Below are 17,650 nucleotides of genomic sequence, written 5' to 3'. Positions count from 1 at the left end.
CGGCATGCTGGCAACCTGTCGTTTCGTCTCTATGGCAATGCTGCCAGAACTGGCAGCGACACGCCCTACATCAATGGCGAGCGGCTCAACTCAACAACCGGCGCAGTGGAGCCTGCCTGGGTGGCGGGCCACGAAGGCCGCCGCAACCGAGACATCAACGGCCTGTTGCGCTGGGATCTGACACCCGATCAAGTGATGGAACTGGAGGGCGGCTTCAGCCGCCAGGGCAATATGTATGCAGGCGAGCATAGAGGCGGCGCGCCATCGGCAGTGATGCAGGAATGGGCAGGCAGGGGTTCCGAGACGCGCCGCGTCTATCGCCAGAATCTGGCCCTGACGCACCGTGGCAACTGGGGCGATCTGGGCGACTCGCGCGTGGTATTCCAGTACGAAAATTCACGCACCCAAAACTGCCGACAATCTTCTGGCGGCAGGGGTGCTGGTGCCTGCAACGATGTTAATGAAACCCAGTTCTCCGAGTTGGAGAGCGTTTTTGTCAATGGTGAATTGAACACCCCCTTCACCCTCAGTGGCCTGAACCACATGATGACTTCAGGCATCGAGTACCGCAAACAGGACCTGCGCGATAACAACGAAGCACTGACTCGGCCGGAGGACAGGCTTCCCGATGTACGGGATCACGTGGACATGACAAATACCACCTGGGCCGCCTACCTGGAGGACAACATCGCCCTCACCGATACCTTGATCCTCACCCCTGGCATCCGCTTTGATCACCACAGCCAGTTCGGCAACAACTGGAGCCCCAGCCTCAACGCCATGTACGAACTGGCCGGCGGCTTCAGCCTCAAGGGCGGTATTGCACGCACCTTCAAGGCTCCCACGCCTTATCAGACCAGCGAGTTCTACCAGTCCCGACTGGGAAGGCCCTGCCCCTACCTGGACGCCTCGGGTGATGATCTTTGCACGGTGCGCGGCAACCCAAACCTCAAACCCGAGATCAGCATGAACAAGGAAATCGGCATTGCCTGGGACAGCCTCCGCGGCTGGGATTCCAGCCTGACCTACTTCCGCAACGACTACAAGAACCGCATCACGGCCGAGGCTACCGGAGCCGTGCTCAACCCTAATGGCACGATCAACCTCGCCAATCCCATCGACTACACCTGGGCCAACACCGGCAAGGCCGTCATCCACGGACTGGAAGGCAACCTGAACGTGCCCCTGCTGGGCACCAACGGCAACCAGCTCCGGCTGCTGAACAACTTCACCTGGATGTTCAGGAACGAGCGCAAGGACACGCGCCAGCCACTATCCATCGTGCCGCTCTACACCCTCAACACCACGCTGGACTGGCGGCCGATGCGGGAATTTTCGTTGCAATTGACCTCGACGCTCTACGGCCGCCGCAAGCCACGCTCGTTGAACTACGTCGGCTATCAAATGGTTGATGATGCCGCCCGCATTCGCGGCTCGTATGCCATCTTCGGCCTGAACGGCAGCTACCAGTTCAACAAGAACCACCGCCTAGGGAAGGTCTGCAAAACCCATTGCGCCGCCCGCATCCCGCCACTGGGCGCATCGCTGCGTTGGCTTTTGCGGTCAATAGCCCCGCTATTGACCGCAAAAGCCGCCTTGCGCTGCATCCCACTGGCGGGCGCAGGCTTACCGCAAGAGTTTTGCAGACCTTCCCTAGCCTTCGGCGTGAGCAACCTGTTCGATCGCCAGATCAGGCGCGCCGCAGCCAACGCAGCAGACGACCAGCTTGACCGTGGCGAGACCGAGTTCATCCGAAACGGTGCGGGCGCGCTGACCTACAACGAACGTGGCCGCACCTACTTCGTCACCTACACGGCCTCGTTCTGATTGTTGTGGCTTGAGTGACCTGAAATTTCCAGTTCCACCGGTCATCAAACCGGTAATTTGTTTGCGATACAAATCGCGTGAAAGGATTGAAACATGACCATTCTCCGTTTGAACCTCACCCCCTTGACCCGCGCGCTGTGCGCCGTTGGTATTGGCCTTGCCATGAACAGCCCTGCCTTGGCCACACCCACCATCCAGCAGACCGCCCGAGTCGCCAAGGAGCCCTATGAAATTGTCGTGAATCCGGTAACCGACCGGCTCTACGTCGCCGCCTACGGCGCGGGACGGGGCGAGCAGCCACAGGGCCAAGGCATCGTGGTGATTCACCCCGAGACGCTGGAAGTCGATCACACCATCGCCGTGCCGGAAGCCGCCTTCGGCCTGGGCATCAACACCGCCACGCAGCGGCTCTACAGCAGCAATGCGTTGTCGGGCAAAATCACCGTGTTCGACCTGAAGACCGGCTCGGCAATTGCCACCATCCAGGATGGAGACAAGAAAGCCCACCTGCGGCAGGTGGTGGTCGATGAGGCCAGCAATACCATCTACGTGACCACGGTTGGCGGCTTCACGCGCGATCCGAGTGCCACGCCGCCGGATAGCCAGGTCTGGGTAATCGACGGTGCCACGAACACGCTGGCGCACATCATCAATGCACCGGTCACGATGGCCACCGGCCTCGCACTGGATGCTGGCGCAGGCAGGCTGTATGTCACCGACATGCTCGACCAGCAGGTCGCGGTGATCGACACAAAGAGCCGTGAGGTGGTGCAACGCTTTGCCTCTGGCGGCGAAAAGACCAAGGACGGTGGCGACAGCACCAATGTGGACGTGGACCCGAGCGGTGGCCGCCTGTTCGTGACCCACCAGATGAGCGGCACGCTGACGGTGCTCGAGAGTGCCAGCGGCAAGTTGCTGAAGACCATTCCGACCGGCAAGGGTGCGCTGGCAGTCAGGTACATTGCACCGGCCCAACAGATCTACGTGACCAACCGCAACGCGCAAACCACCACGGTGATCGACAGCGAGAGTTACGAAGTCCTGGCGCAACTGGAAACCGGCTCGTTCCCCCAATCGCTGGCCTATGATGCCAAACGCGGCCTGGTGTACGTGACCAACAAGCCCAAATCGCTGCCACGCAATGCACCAGCAGATGCCCACCCCATCGACGACCCGCGCGGCGACAGCGTAAGCATCATCAAACCCTGAAAAATCGCATCATGGGGCACGATCGCCTCGCCTATTTCAACAGGCATCATGCCCATACAAGGGGGGAAATGTCAAAATCAGGCGGTAATCTCCGCCACTTTCCCCTTTCCATTGCCCATGCACACCATTCCCAGCAGTGCCGATACAGACAGAGACAATGACGGCCACGCCTCCGATCCCGGTAGGCACTGGCAGTTGCGCTACTGGAGTATCTTCAGCGGCCAGGCACTGTCACTGATAGGCTCGGCACTGACCCAGTTTGTGCTGCTGTGGTGGATTACCGACACCACTGGCAGCGTCGCTTCGCTGGCCACCGCCGGATTGGCCGCCCTGTTGCCGCAGGCCCTGCTGGGGCCGATAGGCGGCATCTGCGCCGATCGCTACAGCCGTCGCCTGTTGATGATTGGAGCCGATCTCATCAGCGCCCTGTGCATGCTGGTGCTCATCACCCTGTTCCTCACCGACAGCGTGCAACTCTGGCATCTCTACGTGATGATGGCCGTGCGCAGTGCCATGCAGGCATTTCAGACTCCGGCGGCATCGGCCAGCACGGTGATGCTGGTGCCGCGCAGTTTCCTGCCCCGTGCAGCAGGGCTGAACCAGACGCTGATGGGGCTGATGACGGTCGTGGCAGCACCATTGGGCGCACTGGCCATCGGCATCATGCCCATCGGCTGGGCACTGGGCATCGATGTGGCCACCGCCATCCTGGGCATCGTGCCACTGCTGCTGTTTCGCATTCCGCAACCCAAAGTGCCACAGGAACAGCGTGGCAGCTTTCTGATGGAATTGCGTGCAGGTGTTCGATTCATCTCGGACGACCGTGGCTTGTTGCGCCTGTATGGTCTGCTGGGGATGGTCATCCTGATTATCATGCCCAGCTTCACCCTGTTGCCCCTGCTGGTGAAAGCACATTTTGGTGGCGGCCCCACGCAAGTGGCCATCATCGAGGGACTGGGTGGCGCGGGCATGATTGCAGGTGGCATGCTGGTAGCCGCGCTCGCACCACGCCGCCAGATGCGCTGGGTGCTGTGGGGCTTTGCGCTGTCGTGCCTGACACTGGCATTCTCTGCATGGGCACCTGCCCACATGTTCTGGCTGGCGGTACTCTGGTGGAGCATCAGTTGCGTGGCCTTCATCATGGGCAACGCCCCACTGACCGCACTGCTGCAAACCATTGTGCCGCCCCATCTGCAAGGGCGGGTGCTGTCACTGCTCGGCACCATCATGGGCTTGGCAGCCCCGATTGGACTGGCACTGGCCACGCCACTGGGAGAATGGATAGGGATACGCTGGCTGTTCGTGCTGATGGGTGTGCTGGGCGGTATCGTCAGCCTGCTGGGTTTGTGGTCCCCCACCATGATGGGGCTGGACGAACGCGCCAGACATGCTGCGCCGCCTGTCCGATAACCAAGAAACAGCCAATAAAAAAGGACCATTGACTGGTCCTTTCTGGAAGCACTGCACAAATCTTTTGATGATATCTGCAATGCTTTTGTTTGGAGCGGGAAATCGGTCTCGAACCGACGACCTCAACCTTGGCAAGGTTGCGCTCTACCAACTGAGCTATTCCCGCGAAAGACGTTATTCTAGCATCATAAATTTTCAGTTTTCCGAAAAAATCCAGGAAAGTGAAAATTAGTTCCAATCAGTGGGGCAATCCTTCGTTGGACGGGGTGTCCGCCGCAGGAGAGGCACCTCCCAAAGTCAGGGTCGGTTGGGAAAAAGGCAAGACTTCTTCATCGCCCAAGGCCACAGGAGGCCGCTCCAGGGCGTGTTCCAGCACCTGCTCCAGCCATTGCACGGGAATGATTTCCAGGCCATCGCGTACATTGGCCGGGATTTCCTGCAAGTCCTTGACGTTTTCCTTGGGAATCAGCACCTTGCGGATGCCGCCGCGCAAGGCCGCCAGCAGTTTTTCCTTCAGGCCACCGATGGCGGTGACTTCACCACGCAAGGTGATTTCGCCCGTCATGGCGACATCGGCCCGCACGGGAATGCCCGTCAGGGTGGAGACAAACGCCGTGGCCATCGCCGCCCCTGCGCTGGGGCCATCCTTGGGGGTCGCGCCATCGGGAACGTGAATGTGAATGTCGCGCCGCTCGAAGACGTTGGGCTGGATGCCCAGCTTCTGCGCCCGGCTGCGCACCACGGTGCGGGCCGCTTCCACCGATTCCTTCATGACATCGCCCAGCGAACCGGTGCGGATGATATTGCCCTTGCCGGGCATGGTGGCCGCTTCGATGGTGAGCAGATCGCCCCCAACTTCCGTCCAGGCCAGTCCGACGACCTGGCCAATCTGGTTCTGCTCTTCTGCACGGCCATAGGTGAATTTGCGCACCCCCAGAAACTCGGCCAGATTCTCCGAGGTGACCTGCACCGGCGCGGTGGCCTGGCGCAACTGGATGGCCTTGACGGCCTTGCGGCAGATGCGCGAGATTTCACGCTCCAGCGAACGCACACCGGCCTCGCGGGTGTAGTAGCGCACGATGTCGCGGATGGCTTCTTCGGCCAGCACCAACTCGTCCGGTTTGACACCGTTGTTCTTGATCTGCTTGGGCAGCAGATACCGGAGAGCGATATGGGTTTTCTCGTCCTCGGTGTAGCCCGAGAGGCGGATGACTTCCATGCGGTCGAGCAGCGGCGATGGAATGTTCATGCTGTTGGAGGTGGCCACGAACATCACGTCGCTGAGGTCGAAATCGACTTCGGCATAGTGATCCGAGAAGGTACTGTTCTGCTCGGGGTCCAGCACTTCCAGCAACGCGCTGGAGGGGTCGCCCCGGAAGTCTGCGCCCAGTTTGTCGATTTCATCCAGCAGGAACAACGGATTGCGGGTTCCCACCTTGCTGAGGTTTTGCAGAATCTTGCCCGGCATGGCCCCGATGTAGGTGCGGCGATGCCCTCGGATTTCCGCCTCGTCGCGCATACCACCCAAGGCCATGCGCACATATTTGCGCCCGGTGGCCTTGGCGATGGACTGGCCCAGCGAGGTTTTGCCCACGCCCGGTGGGCCGACCAGACAGAGAATCGGCGACTTGACCTTGTCCACCCGCTGCTGCACCGCCAGGTATTCCAGAATGCGCTCCTTGACCTTGTCCAGACCGTAATGGTCTTCGTTGAGGATTTTCTCGGCGGCTTCGAGGTTTTTCTTGATCTTGGTTTTCTTGCTCCAGGGCAAGTCCGCCAGCACATCCAGGTAGTTGCGCACCACGGAAGCCTCTGCCGACATGGGCGACATGAGCTTGAGTTTTTTCAGTTCGGAATCGGCCTTCTTGCTGGCCTCCTCGGTCATGCGGGCATCCTTGAGGCGTTTTTCCAGCTCCTCGATGTCTGCACCGTCTTCACCCTCGCCCAGTTCCTTCTGGATGGCCTTGACCTGTTCGTTGAGGTAGAAGTCGCGCTGGTTTTTCTCCATCTGGCGTTTCACTCGGCCCCGGATGCGCTTGTCAATTTGCAGGATATCGACTTCTGCGGTGAGCTGTTCGAGCAGCATTTCCAGCCGCCGCCCTACATCCAGCACTTGCAGCAACTCCTGTTTGTCTTCGAGCTTGGTGGGCAGGTGGGCGGTGATGGTGTCGGCCAGCCGGCCTGCGTCTTCAATGCCGCCGATGGAGGTGGCAATGTCCTGCGGGATTTTCTTGTTGAGCTTGGCGTACTGGTCGAACTGCTGCATGACGGCACGGCGCAGTGCCTCGATCTCGCCCTGCTCCAGCTCGGACTCAGGGACGGCCAGCAGGGTGACGCTGGCCTCGAAGTGCGTGTCGGTTTCCACCACGCGCTCCAGCAGCACACGCTCCTGCCCTTCCACCAACACCTTGACGGTGTCATCGGGCAGCTTGAGCAATTGCACGATCTGCGCGACGCAACCGACTTCGAACAGGTCGTCAGTCTTGGGATCATCCTGTGTGGCGGTTTTCTGTGCCACCAGGGCAATGCGCCGGTCGCCCTGCATGGCCAGCTCCAGTGCCTTGATGCTCTTGGCGCGCCCGACGAACAGGGGAATCACCATGCTGGGAAAGACGACGACATCGCGCAAGGGCAACAGGGGCAAATCCTGTGGCTGGGCTTCGGGAATGGGATTTTTCAGGGTCATTGGCTTGTTCGGTTGGTTCAGTCGCAGATCGGGGCTGGCCGTATTTTTTCAAGCGGTCAGAAGCCGCACGGGTCAGCAAGAGGCACACAGGCCATGTGACCGTATGATGAAGCAACTCGCGGTATCCGGGGCGTTGTGTGGTTTTTGCGACCAGTGCCGCTGGCATCCTCTGTCGGCACGCGACTGAAACAGGTCGCGCCGGCAGGCGAGGATGCAGGTGCTCAGGCTTTCTTGGCCTCGTCGCGGTACACCAGCAGCGGCGGTTTGTCTTCGGTGATGGTGCTCTCTTCGATCACCACTTTCTGCACATTCGGGGTGGAAGGCAGATCGAACATGGTGCTCAGCAGCGATTGCTCCAGAATGGAGCGCAGGCCCCGCGCGCCGGTCTTGCGGGCAATGGCCTTGCGGGCAATGGCGGTGAGGGCTTCCGGGCGGATTTCCAGCTCCACGCCTTCCATGCCCAGCAGCTTGCTGTACTGCTTGGTCAGGGCGTTGCGCGGCTCGGTCAGGATTTGCACCAGCGCGGCTTCGTCCAGCTCCATCAGGGCGGTGACGACCGGCAGGCGTCCCACCAGTTCGGGAATGATGCCGAACTTGATGAGGTCTTCCGGCTCGATTTCGCTGAACAGCTCCGAGAGGTCGCGCTGTTTCTTGCTGCGCACCGCTGCCCCAAAGCCGATGCCTGAGGCCTCGGTGCGGTTTTCGATGACTTTTTCCAGACCGGCAAAAGCCCCGCCGCAAATGAACAGGATGTTGGTGGTATCGACTTGCAGGAAATCCTGATTCGGGTGCTTGCGCCCGCCCTGGGGGGGAACGCTGGCCATCGTGCCCTCGATCAGCTTGAGCAGGGCCTGCTGCACGCCTTCGCCCGATACGTCGCGGGTAATGGATGGGTTGTCGGATTTGCGGGAAATCTTGTCGATTTCGTCGATATAGACGATGCCACGCTGCGCTTCCTCGATCTTGTACTCACAGCTCTGCAACAGCTTCTGAATGATGTTTTCCACGTCCTCGCCGACATACCCGGCTTCGGTCAAGGTGGTGGCATCGGCCATCACGAAGGGGACGTTCAGCATGCGTGCCATGGTCTGCGCCAACAAGGTCTTGCCGGAGCCGGTGGGGCCGATGAGCAGGATGTTGCTCTTGGTCAGTTCCACCTCATCCTTGCCGGCATTGCCTTTGTGCCACAGGCGTTTGTAGTGGTTGTACACCGCGACCGACAGGGACTTCTTGGCATGCTCCTGGCCTATGACGTACTTGTCCAGATTGGCCTTGATTTCCACGGGCGTGGGCAGGTCGGGGCGGGCGGCCTTGTCATCTGCCTTGGCCGGTTCCTCGTCGCGCACGATCTCGTTGCACAGGTCAATGCACTCGTCGCAGATGAACACGGACGGGCCGGCGATCAGTTTCTTGACTTCGTGCTGGCTTTTTCCGCAAAACGAGCAATACAGGGTTTTTTCGCTTGAAGTGCCTTTTTTCTCGGCCATATATCCCACTACCTTATTCTGAACGTCGCGTTGTCAAACCCGCAGGCCACCTGCCGACGGGTGCAGGCTTGCCGGTGGCTTGCAGGAAGCCACCGGGCGGCATGGTGGGCGAGGAAACTCAACCGCCACGCTTTTCGACCACCTGATCGACCAGGCCGTATTCCTGGGCTTCCGTGGCCGTCATGAAGTAGTCACGCTCGGTGTCGTGCGCAATTTTTTCATAGCTCTGGCCCGTGCGTTCGGCCAGGATGCGGTTCATCTGTTCCTTGGTGCGCAGAATGTCGCGGGCGTGGATTTCGATGTCGGTCGCCTGTCCGCGCGCGCCGCCCAGCACCTGGTGGATCATGATCTTGGAATTGGGCAGCGAATAACGCTTGCCCTTTTCACCGGCTGCCAGCAGGAACGCGCCCATGCTGGCGGCAAAGCCCAAACACATGGTGGAGACCTGCGGGCGAATGAACTGCATGGTGTCGTAGATGGACATGCCGGCCGTCACACTGCCACCGGGCGAGTTGATGTAGAAGTGGATGTCCTTTTCCGGATTCTCGCTCTCCAGGAACAACATCTGCGCCACCACCAGATTGGCGGTCTGGTCATTGACTTCGCCGACGAGAAAAATGATGCGTTCCTTGAGCAGGCGCGAGTAAATGTCAAAGGCACGTTCACCACGTCCCGATTGTTCGATCACCGTGGGAATCAGTCCCAGGTTGCGGGTTTCCAGAATATTCATTGTCAGCTTCCTTCGCGTTGCGAAAAATCAGGCCCTGTCAAAACGTGCGCGTTGTGTGCCTTTGCCAGAAACAAATATGGGCTTGTACCGTCAGCACAAGCCCATGTTGGAGGTAAATGGCCATGTCAGCCGCTTGTTGCGCCGATCTTACCCATTTACTGCATCCCATGCGGTGAGGCCATGTCTTTTTCAGTCAGGGTTCCCTGTAACCGGTGACATGACCCAGCAGCGGCTTATGCGACCACGCCACCGCCCTGGCTGGACATCAGTTCCTCGAAGGAAATGGTCTTCTCCACGGTCTTGGCCTGGCCGAGCACGAATTCGGTGACATTGTTTTCGATCACCACGGCTTCCACATCCTGGAGGCGTTGGGGATCGCTGAAGTACCACTTCACCACATCCTCCGGTTGCTCGTAGCTGGATGCCAGTTCCTGCACATGGGTACGCACCTGTTCGGGCTTGGCCTGGAGTTCGTTGGCACGCACCAGTTCAGCTACAACCAGACCCAGACGCACACGACGCTCGGCCTGCGGACGGAAAATTTCGGCAGGAATTGGGCTGTTGCCCACGTCCTTGATGCCGCGCTGGCGCAGTTCCTCGCGCGCGCCCTCTTCCAAGCGGGCGATTTCACTCTGCACGCTGGCCTTGGGCAGGTCGAGTTCGGACTTGTCCAGCAGGCCATTGAGCACAGCCTGCTTGTTGCGGGCCTGCACACGGAACTTGACCTCGCGCTCCAGGTTGTTGCGGATGTCCTCGCGCAGACCTTCGACGGTAGCGGCATCCACGCCCAGCGACTTGGCAAACTCGTCGGTGATTTCCGGCAGGTTGGCGGCTTCGATTTTCTTGACGGTGACGAGGAAATCGGCGGTCTTGCCAGCCACTTCCTTGCCGTGGTAGTCCTCGGGGAAAGCCAGAGGGAAGGTCTTGCTCTCGTCCAGCTTCAGGCCGCGCACGGCATCCTCGAATTCCTTGAGCATCTGGCCTTCGCCCACCAGGAAGGCGAAGTCCTCGGCCTTGCCGCCTTCAAAGGGGTCGCCATCGATCTTGCCTTCAAAGTCCACGGTGACGCGGTCGCCATCCTGCACCGGCTCGTCCTTGCCACGCAGGGCAAAGGTGCGACGCTGCTTGCGCAGAATGTCCAGGGTGCGGTCGATGGCGGCATCGTCCACATCCACGCTGACGCGCTCGATTTCCAGATCGGACAGATCGGCGATCTGCACTTGCGGGAACACTTCGAAGACGGCTTCAAAGTCCAGGAAGCCTTCTGCCGCACCGTCTTTCTCGGAGATGCTGGGCTGGCCTGCCACGCGCAGTTCGGCTTCATTCACGGCCTGATTGAAGGCCTCGCCCACGCGCTCATTCAACACTTCGTACTGTACGGAGCTGCCATAACGCTGTGCCACCACCGAGAGCGGCACCTTGCCTGGGCGGAAGCCGTCCATCTTGACGCTCTTGGCCAGACGCTTGAGGCGTTTTTCGATTTCGCCCTGAATATCGCTGACCGCCACGTTCAGGGTGATCTTGCGTTCCAGCTTCTCCAGCACTTCTACATTGACTGCCATGAAAAATCCTACTGTCTATTCTTTTTGAATGGCCAGCCCGCCCGCAGGGGCTGGCACGAAAACGGTTCGGTGGTGCGCGGGGGGGGACTCGAACCCCCACACCATTGCTGGCGTCAGGACCTAAACCTGGTGCGTCTACCAATTTCGCCACCCGCGCAATGAATCTACAACCGAAGGCCGGAAATCCGGCGGCTCCTGCACCTCACACACAGAAAGCCGCTCCCGGCAACGGTAGAACCGGGTGATTCTACCGATATTTGATTACCCCCACAGAAAATCACACGGCGGTACCCGTCATTTCTGCGGCGGCCTGCCCTGCTCCAAGGGAAAACACCCAGAGAGCAACAACAGGCCATCAGGGCGTTGCCAGACGGTATTCAGACCGCAGGCTGGCTGTTGCGCAGGCGAATGTGCAGCTCGCGCAACTGTTTCTCGTCCACCGCCGACGGGGCCTGGGTGAGCAGGTCCTGGGCACGCTGGGTCTTGGGGAAGGCGATCACGTCGCGGATGGAGTCGGCCTTGGTCATCAATGTGATGAGGCGATCCAGCCCGAATGCCAGGCCGCCGTGCGGGGGTGCGCCGTATTGCAGTGCGTCCAGCAGATAGCCAAACTTGGCGCGGGCTTCTTCTTCATTGATGTTCAATGCGCCGAAAACCTTGCTTTGCACGTCGGCGCGGTGGATACGCACCGAGCCACCGCCCAGCTCCCAGCCGTTGAGCACCATGTCGTAGGCCTTGGCAATGCACTTCTCGGGGGCGGATTCCAACCATTCCTCGTGGCCGTCCTTGGGCGCGGTGAACGGGTGGTGTACGGCCACCCAGCGTTTGTCTTCGTCGTCGTACTCGAACACGGGGAAGTCCACCACCCACAGCGGTGCCCAGCGGTCTTCAAACAGGCCGTGACTCTTGCCGAATGCACTGTGGCCGATCTTGATGCGCAGGCCACCGATGGCATCATTGACGATTTTTTCCTTATCTGCGCCGAAGAAAAGCAGGTCGCCATCCTGTGCGCCAGTGCGTGCCAGGGTTTCGGCAATCGCCTTGTCGTGCAGGTTCTTGACGATGGGGCTTTGCAGGCCATCGCGGCCCTTGGCCACTTCATTGACCTTGATCCAGGCCAGACCCTTGGCTCCGTAGATTTTGACGAATTCGGTATAGGCATCGATTTCGCTGCGCGACAGGGCGGCACCACCGGGAACGCGCAGGGCCACGACACGGCCACCAGGGGCAGTGGCCGGGCCGGAGAAGACCTTGAAGTCCACGTCGGCCATCACGTCCTTCAAGTCGGTGAATTGCAGCTTGACGCGCAGATCGGGCTTGTCGGAACCGTACAGGCGTGCGGCTTCCTGATAGCTCATGACCGGGAACTCGCCCAGTTCGACGTTCATGGTGTTGCGGAACACCTCGGTAATCATCTGCTGGAACAGTGCGCGGATTTCTTCCTCGTTCAGGAACGAGGTTTCGATATCGATCTGGGTGAATTCCGGCTGGCGGTCGGCACGCAGGTCTTCGTCGCGGAAGCACTTGGTGATCTGGTAGTAGCGGTCGTAGCCGGCGACCATCAGCATCTGCTTGTAGAGCTGGGGGGACTGGGGCAGCGCGTAGAAATGGCCATCGTGCACGCGGCTGGGCACGAGGTAATCGCGCGCACCTTCGGGCGTGGACTTGCCCAGCATGGGCGTTTCGATGTCGATGAAGCCGTGGGAGTCCAGGAACTTGCGCACTTCCATGCTGACGCGGTAGCGCAGCATCAGGTTCTTTTGCATGTAAGGGCGACGCAGATCCATGACGCGGTGCGTCAGGCGTGTGGTCTCGCTGAGCGTATCGTCGTCCATCTGGAATGGCGGGGTGACGGAAGCGTTCAGGATGGTCAGTTCATGGCACAGCACTTCGATCTTGCCGCTGGTGAGGCTGTCGTTGCTGGTGCCTTCCGGGCGCAGGCGCACCAGCCCCTTGATCTGGATGCAGAATTCGTTGCGCAGGCTCTCGGCAGCGGAGAACATCTCGGGACGGTCGGGGTCGCAGACCACCTGCACATAGCCTTCGCGGTCGCGCAGGTCGATGAAAATCACACCGCCGTGGTCACGACGGCGGTTCACCCAGCCGACCAGTGTGACGGTTTGTCCGGCCAGTGCTTCTGTGACCAGGCCACAGTATTCAGTACGCATCACCATAAAAGGTTTCCATTTCTGCCTTGCGGCGGGTTGATTCGGAGGGGAATGGGGTGTTGTGGAGCGGGCAGGCTCACTGCGTGCCAGCCCCCTATCAGGCCGCCGTGGCAGGCGTATGGCTGGATGAGGGGGGGCTGCTTTGTGTCTTTTCGACAGCCGTGCCGCTGTTGCTGGACTGGGAGTCGGCATCGGGAGCCTCGGTGCTGGCGGCAGCCGGTGGTGCCTTGGCTGCGCCACCAGAGCCGTGCTTGAAGTCGGTGGCATACCAGCCCGTACCCTTGAGCTGAAAACCCGCTGCCGTCACTTGCTTGACCAGGGCTTCTGCGCCGCAGGCAGGGCAGGTTGTCAGGGGCGCGTCGGAGATTTTTTGCAGTGCATCCTTGGCATGGCCGCAGACGCTGCATCGATAGGCATAAATCGGCATAAAACCAGCAATCGTTCAAAAAGAAACGCAAACAGCCGCGCATTATAAATCCGGCTCATGCCTGCACCGCAGCATGTGATGGTGCGGATCATGCGCTTGAAATCCAGGCCACCGCTTCCCGGTTCAGGGGGAGGCGATGACCAGGCCGGATTTACGGCTGCTTCACGGCATTGTCTGGGGCCGTGGCTGGGTTTGCGTCTTTCTCTTTCTCGTTGCCAGCGTCATTGTCAGGGGTGGTGGTCTTGGCAGTGTCGCGGCTCTCGCGCTCGGCGGGTTCCTCACTGACCTTGACTGGCAGACCCTTGAGGTGATTGAGTGCCTGCTGAAGCTGGAAGTCCTCGGGCGAGCCGAATGTGGGCAGGCGGCGTGGCGACTGTCCGCCGTTGGCGTTGGATTCCTGCTCCAGCCGCTTGATGGCTTCCTCGCGCTCCTGCTCCTTGCGGGCGGCTTCCTCGGGGGTGTAGTCCGTGCCCAGGTGTTTGACGAGATCGGCTTCGCGGATGCGCAGCGAGGCGTAGAGGTTGCCTTCGGCGGTTTCATCCAGCGCAATGTCCGGCACGATGCCCTTGGCCTGAATGGAGCGGCCTGACGGCGTGTAGTACAGCGCGGTGGTCAGTTTGATGCCCGATTCCGGCCCCAACTGGCGCACGGTCTGCACCGACCCCTTGCCAAAGGTCTGGCTGCCCATGACGATGGCGCGCTGGTGATCCTGCAAGGCCCCGGCGACGATTTCGCTGGCCGATGCCGATCCTTCATTGACCAGCACCACCATCGGCACCTTCTTCAGGCCAGCGGGCAGGTTGCGCAGCGGGTTGGTGCTGCCCAGGCCAAAGCTTCTGCGCACATAGTCGCTTGGGTGGGTGGTGAACTTGGCCTTGCTTTCCGGCAACTGGCCATCGGTGGTGACCACGGTGACGTTTTCCGGCAGGAACGCAGCCGAGATGGCCACCGCCGCATCCAGCAGCCCACCGGGGTCGTTGCGCAAGTCCAGCACCAGCCCCTTGAGCTGGGGTTCCTTGGCATAGATTTCAGCGGCCTTGGTGACGAAGTCATCCACGGTGCGATCCTGGAACTGCGAAAGGCGAATCCAGGCGTAGCCAGGCTCCACCACTTCGCCCTTGACGGAGCGGGTCTTGATTTCCTCGCGCACGATGGTAACCGTGAAGGTGCGGTTCTCGTCCTTGCGGAACACCGTCAGCAGCACCTTGGTATTGGGTTCGCCGCGCATGCGCTTGACCGCATCGGTCAGGGTCAGGCCGCGCACGGCGGTATCGTCGATGCGGGTGATGAGGTCGTTGGTCTGCAAGCCGGCGCGGTCGGCGGGCGAGCCTTCAATGGGCGAGACCACGCGAATCAGGCCATCTTCCTGGGTGATTTCAATGCCCACGCCGACGAACCGCCCGGTCGTGCCTTCGCGGAATTCCTTGAAGCTGTTCTTGTCGAAATACTGCGAATGGGGGTCGAGGCTGGAGACCATGCCGGAGATGGCATCGACGATCAGCTTGCTGTCGTCCACCGGCTCCACATAGTCCGTCTTGATAAGGCTGTACACGGCGGCAAGCTGCTGGATTTCTTCCAGCGGCAGCGGGGCAATCGCATTGCGTGCCGTGGTTTGCAGGGAAAACGTGGCCAGTGCGCCGGTCAGTACACCGACACTGACCCATCCCACGATGGATAGTTTGGAACTCATAGATTCTTTGGCTCGTGCATTGCGTGCATGGGGCAGGCACAGTGGCATCCGATGGGCCACGCGCCTGTGGGTGAGTGCCCTTATACCACCCGCACACCGGAAAGAAAAGGCACGGGGGCAAACGACTTGTGCCGGGCAGGCGATTCGCGCCTTGCCCACCGTGCATCAGAGCAGCGCGACCGCATTCGGTTCCGGCCCCGTGCGCGCCCCCGGCCGGGAGATCAGTCTTCCAGGTAGCTGCGGCTGATGGGCTTGAGCTGCTCGTCGAGTTCATAGACCAGCGGCACCCCATTGGGGATGTTCAGGCCCACGATGTCGTCATCGGAGATGCCATCGAGGTATTTGACGAGGGCGCGCAGGGAATTGCCGTGCGCGGCAATCAGCAGACGCTTGCCCGCGCGGATGTCGGGTGCAATGTCGGATTCCCAGAAGGGCAGCACACGCGCCACGGTGTCCTTCAGGCATTCGGTCAGCGGCACCTGGGCAGAATCCAGCGCGGCATAGCGGCGGTCGCCACGTTCGCTGCGGGGATCGCTCTCTTCCAGTGCGGGCGGTGGCGTGGTGTAGCTGCGCCGCCAGACGAGCACCTGATCGTCGCCATACTTGGCGGCGGTGTCGGCCTTGTTCAGCCCTTGCAGTCCGCCATAGTGGCGTTCGTTGAGTTGCCAGGCATTCTGCACGGGCAGCCAGGTGCGATCCATCGCATCCAGGCTGTGCCAGAGAGTGTGAATGGCACGCTTGAGCACGCTGGTGTAGGCCTTGTCGAAGTCGAAGCCGCGTGCCTTGAGGATGCGCCCGGCATTCTGCGCCTGGGCCACGCCGGTGGCGGTCAGTTCCACATCGGTCCAGCCAGTGAAGCGGTTTTCGAGGTTCCAGGTGGATTCGCCGTGGCGAATCAGTACGAGCTTGTGCATTCAATCAACCTTATCGGGTGGGTCATCATCAGATCGGCGGGCACGGGCATGCAAGACACCGCGCGCCTGCCAGGCGCAGTGCGACATTTTAGGGCAAGGCCACGAGGCGAAATGCCTGCGGTACACGCTATAGACCGCACACGGGCCGGACAGCACCTGCCTTGCCGTAGAATCCGGGGCTTGTTCCTGCGGAGAGTAAAGCTGTGAATTTCATTCTGGACAACTGGTATCTTTTTCTGGCCGTCATCGGCTCTGGCGCGTTGCTGTTCGTTCCGGCACTGAGCAAGGGTACGCTGGCCGGGCTGAGTCCCAATGAAACCGTGCAACTCATCAACCGCGAAAAAGCCGTGGTGGTGGACGTGCGCAGCACCGACGACTTCATCCAGAGCCACATCAAAGGTGCCAAGAATGTGCCACTGGAGCAGTTCGAGCAGCACCTGGGAGCCAGCGTCAAGAACAAGGCCCTGCCACTGGTGATCGTCTGCGCCAGCGGTGGCCGCGCCCAGCGCGCCGTGCTGTCGGCCAAGAAGCTGGGTTACGAGAACACCCAGATTCTGGCAGGCGGCATGAAGGCCTGGAAGGATGCCAGCCTGCCCGTCGTGCAGGGAAAAGCCTGAAACGCCCCAAGAGGAGGAACACCCCATGCAGCCCGTGAAGATGTACACCACCGCCGTCTGCCCCTACTGCATTCGTGCCAAGCAGTTTCTGCACAGCAAGGGCGTGACCGAGATCGAGGAGATCCGGGTGGACAGCAACCCCGATGAACGCCAGAAAATGATGTCCGCCACCGGACGGCGCACCGTGCCGCAAATCTACATCGGCAGCACCCATGTGGGCGGACACGACGACCTGATCGCGCTGGATGCGCGTGGCGGGCTGGATGCGCTGCTGCACCAGTCCTGAGAACGTGTTCACGATCCCCATTCTTCAACCCGAGTTTCACACCAAAGGTAAATCACCATGACCGAGCAAGCCAATCCGGTATTCCAGATCCAGCGCATGTACCTCAAGGACCTGTCGCTGGAGCAGCCCAATTCCCCGGCCATCCTGCTGGAGCAACAGCAGCCCAACGTCGATATCCAGTTGGCCGTCACCGCCAACCCGGTGGCCGAAGGCATTTTTGAAGTAGCCGTGACCGCCACCGTGCACACCAAGGTGGAAGACAAGACCCTGTTCCTGGTCGAGGCCAAGCAAGCCGGCATCTTTGAAATCCGCCATATTCCCGAAGACCAGATGGGAGCCGTGGTTGGCGTGGCCTGCCCGCAGATCATCTACCCGTACCTGCGCGGCAACGTGGCCGACGTCATCAACCGCGCCGGCTTCCCGCCTGTGCATCTGGCCGAAATCAACTTCCAGGCCATGTACGAGCAGCAACAAGCCCAACAGGCCGCCAACGGCAGTGCCCCAACGGCTCCGTCCACCGAGACAGCACAGTAATTCCCGCCGTGCTTTTGCACAGAGCCGCCGCCAGGCGGCTTTTTTGCGCGCTATGCTATGGGCCATGAATGCCATAGCCCCATCCCCCACCCCTCCCTCTCCC

General features: G+C 60.6%; 14 protein-coding genes and 2 tRNA genes. 6 read left to right on the top strand and 10 right to left on the bottom strand.

The window, feature by feature from the left end; all coding sequences use genetic code 11:
• Nucleotides 1–105 precede the first annotated feature (105 nt).
• The 3 genes from BUE21_RS07225 (at nucleotide 106) to BUE21_RS07215 (ending at nucleotide 4,446) form a co-directional block, all read left to right on the top strand.
• On the top strand, nucleotides 106–1,827 hold the full coding sequence (locus BUE21_RS07225) for a TonB-dependent receptor domain-containing protein (RefSeq protein ID WP_073356019.1): 1,722 nt from the start codon (nucleotides 106–108) through the stop codon (nucleotides 1,825–1,827).
• A 93-nt stretch (nucleotides 1,828–1,920) separates the two neighbouring features.
• Nucleotides 1,921–3,036, top strand: a complete 1,116-nt coding sequence (locus BUE21_RS07220; protein ID WP_073356018.1) for a YncE family protein — start codon at nucleotides 1,921–1,923, stop codon at nucleotides 3,034–3,036.
• 117 nt (nucleotides 3,037–3,153) lie between these two features.
• Nucleotides 3,154–4,446: an MFS transporter gene (locus BUE21_RS07215; RefSeq protein WP_084523014.1), complete on the top strand. Its 1,293-nt coding sequence runs from the start codon at nucleotides 3,154–3,156 to the stop codon at nucleotides 4,444–4,446.
• A gap of 90 nt (nucleotides 4,447–4,536) precedes the next feature.
• On the opposite strand, the gene BUE21_RS07210 is transcribed toward BUE21_RS07215, so the two are convergent.
• The 10 genes from BUE21_RS07210 to gpmA form a co-directional block, all read right to left on the bottom strand.
• Nucleotides 4,537–4,612 (bottom strand) — tRNA-Gly (locus tag BUE21_RS07210).
• A gap of 72 nt (nucleotides 4,613–4,684) precedes the next feature.
• Nucleotides 4,685–7,132 (bottom strand): endopeptidase La, encoded by a 2,448-nt coding sequence (lon, locus tag BUE21_RS07205; RefSeq protein WP_073356017.1) that lies wholly within the window; start codon nucleotides 7,130–7,132, stop codon nucleotides 4,685–4,687.
• A gap of 221 nt (nucleotides 7,133–7,353) precedes the next feature.
• Nucleotides 7,354–8,619: an ATP-dependent Clp protease ATP-binding subunit ClpX gene (clpX, locus tag BUE21_RS07200; RefSeq protein WP_073356016.1), complete on the bottom strand. Its 1,266-nt coding sequence runs from the start codon at nucleotides 8,617–8,619 to the stop codon at nucleotides 7,354–7,356.
• A gap of 118 nt (nucleotides 8,620–8,737) precedes the next feature.
• Nucleotides 8,738–9,349, bottom strand: coding sequence for an ATP-dependent Clp endopeptidase proteolytic subunit ClpP (gene clpP / locus BUE21_RS07195; protein WP_073356015.1), 612 nt, complete (start codon nucleotides 9,347–9,349; stop codon nucleotides 8,738–8,740).
• Between the two features lie 233 nt (nucleotides 9,350–9,582).
• A complete protein-coding gene (gene tig, locus BUE21_RS07190) occupies nucleotides 9,583–10,911 on the bottom strand; it encodes a trigger factor (RefSeq protein WP_073356014.1) in 1,329 nt (442 codons plus the stop codon).
• A gap of 70 nt (nucleotides 10,912–10,981) precedes the next feature.
• Nucleotides 10,982–11,068 (bottom strand) — tRNA-Leu (locus tag BUE21_RS07185).
• A 220-nt stretch (nucleotides 11,069–11,288) separates the two neighbouring features.
• Nucleotides 11,289–13,085 carry an aspartate--tRNA ligase gene (gene aspS / locus BUE21_RS07180; RefSeq protein ID WP_073356013.1) on the bottom strand — a complete coding sequence of 599 codons (1,797 nt, stop codon included), beginning with the start codon at nucleotides 13,083–13,085 and terminating at the stop codon, nucleotides 11,289–11,291.
• A gap of 91 nt (nucleotides 13,086–13,176) precedes the next feature.
• Complete coding sequence (locus BUE21_RS07175) at nucleotides 13,177–13,506, bottom strand: FmdB family zinc ribbon protein (protein WP_073356012.1); 330 nt, start codon at nucleotides 13,504–13,506, stop codon at nucleotides 13,177–13,179.
• A 151-nt stretch (nucleotides 13,507–13,657) separates the two neighbouring features.
• The gene (locus BUE21_RS07170) at nucleotides 13,658–15,196 is read right to left on the bottom strand and encodes a S41 family peptidase (RefSeq protein WP_084523013.1); all 1,539 of its coding nucleotides are present in this window, start codon (nucleotides 15,194–15,196) and stop codon (nucleotides 13,658–13,660) included.
• A 221-nt stretch (nucleotides 15,197–15,417) separates the two neighbouring features.
• Nucleotides 15,418–16,110 (bottom strand): 2,3-diphosphoglycerate-dependent phosphoglycerate mutase, encoded by a 693-nt coding sequence (gpmA, locus tag BUE21_RS07165; protein WP_073356011.1) that lies wholly within the window; start codon nucleotides 16,108–16,110, stop codon nucleotides 15,418–15,420.
• 203 nt (nucleotides 16,111–16,313) lie between these two features.
• Between gpmA and BUE21_RS07160 the strand changes: the two genes are divergently transcribed.
• Genes BUE21_RS07160 through secB form a run of 3 tightly spaced genes read left to right on the top strand, consistent with a single transcriptional unit; the run spans nucleotide 16,314 to nucleotide 17,547 of the window.
• Entirely contained in the window at nucleotides 16,314–16,727 is a 414-nt protein-coding gene (locus tag BUE21_RS07160; protein WP_073356010.1) for a rhodanese-like domain-containing protein, read from the top strand.
• A gap of 25 nt (nucleotides 16,728–16,752) precedes the next feature.
• Nucleotides 16,753–17,013, top strand: a complete 261-nt coding sequence (gene grxC / locus BUE21_RS07155; protein WP_073356009.1) for a glutaredoxin 3 — start codon at nucleotides 16,753–16,755, stop codon at nucleotides 17,011–17,013.
• 57 nt (nucleotides 17,014–17,070) lie between these two features.
• Nucleotides 17,071–17,547, top strand: a complete 477-nt coding sequence (secB, locus tag BUE21_RS07150; protein WP_073356008.1) for a protein-export chaperone SecB — start codon at nucleotides 17,071–17,073, stop codon at nucleotides 17,545–17,547.
• Nucleotides 17,548–17,650: the final 103 nt, after the last annotated feature.

The sequence above is a fragment of the Lampropedia hyalina DSM 16112 genome (assembly GCF_900129055.1).
Lineage (GTDB): Bacteria > Pseudomonadota > Gammaproteobacteria > Burkholderiales > Burkholderiaceae_C > Lampropedia > Lampropedia hyalina.
The sequence above is the reverse complement of the archived record's forward strand: the minus strand, read 5'-3'. Positions and strand labels throughout refer to the sequence as shown.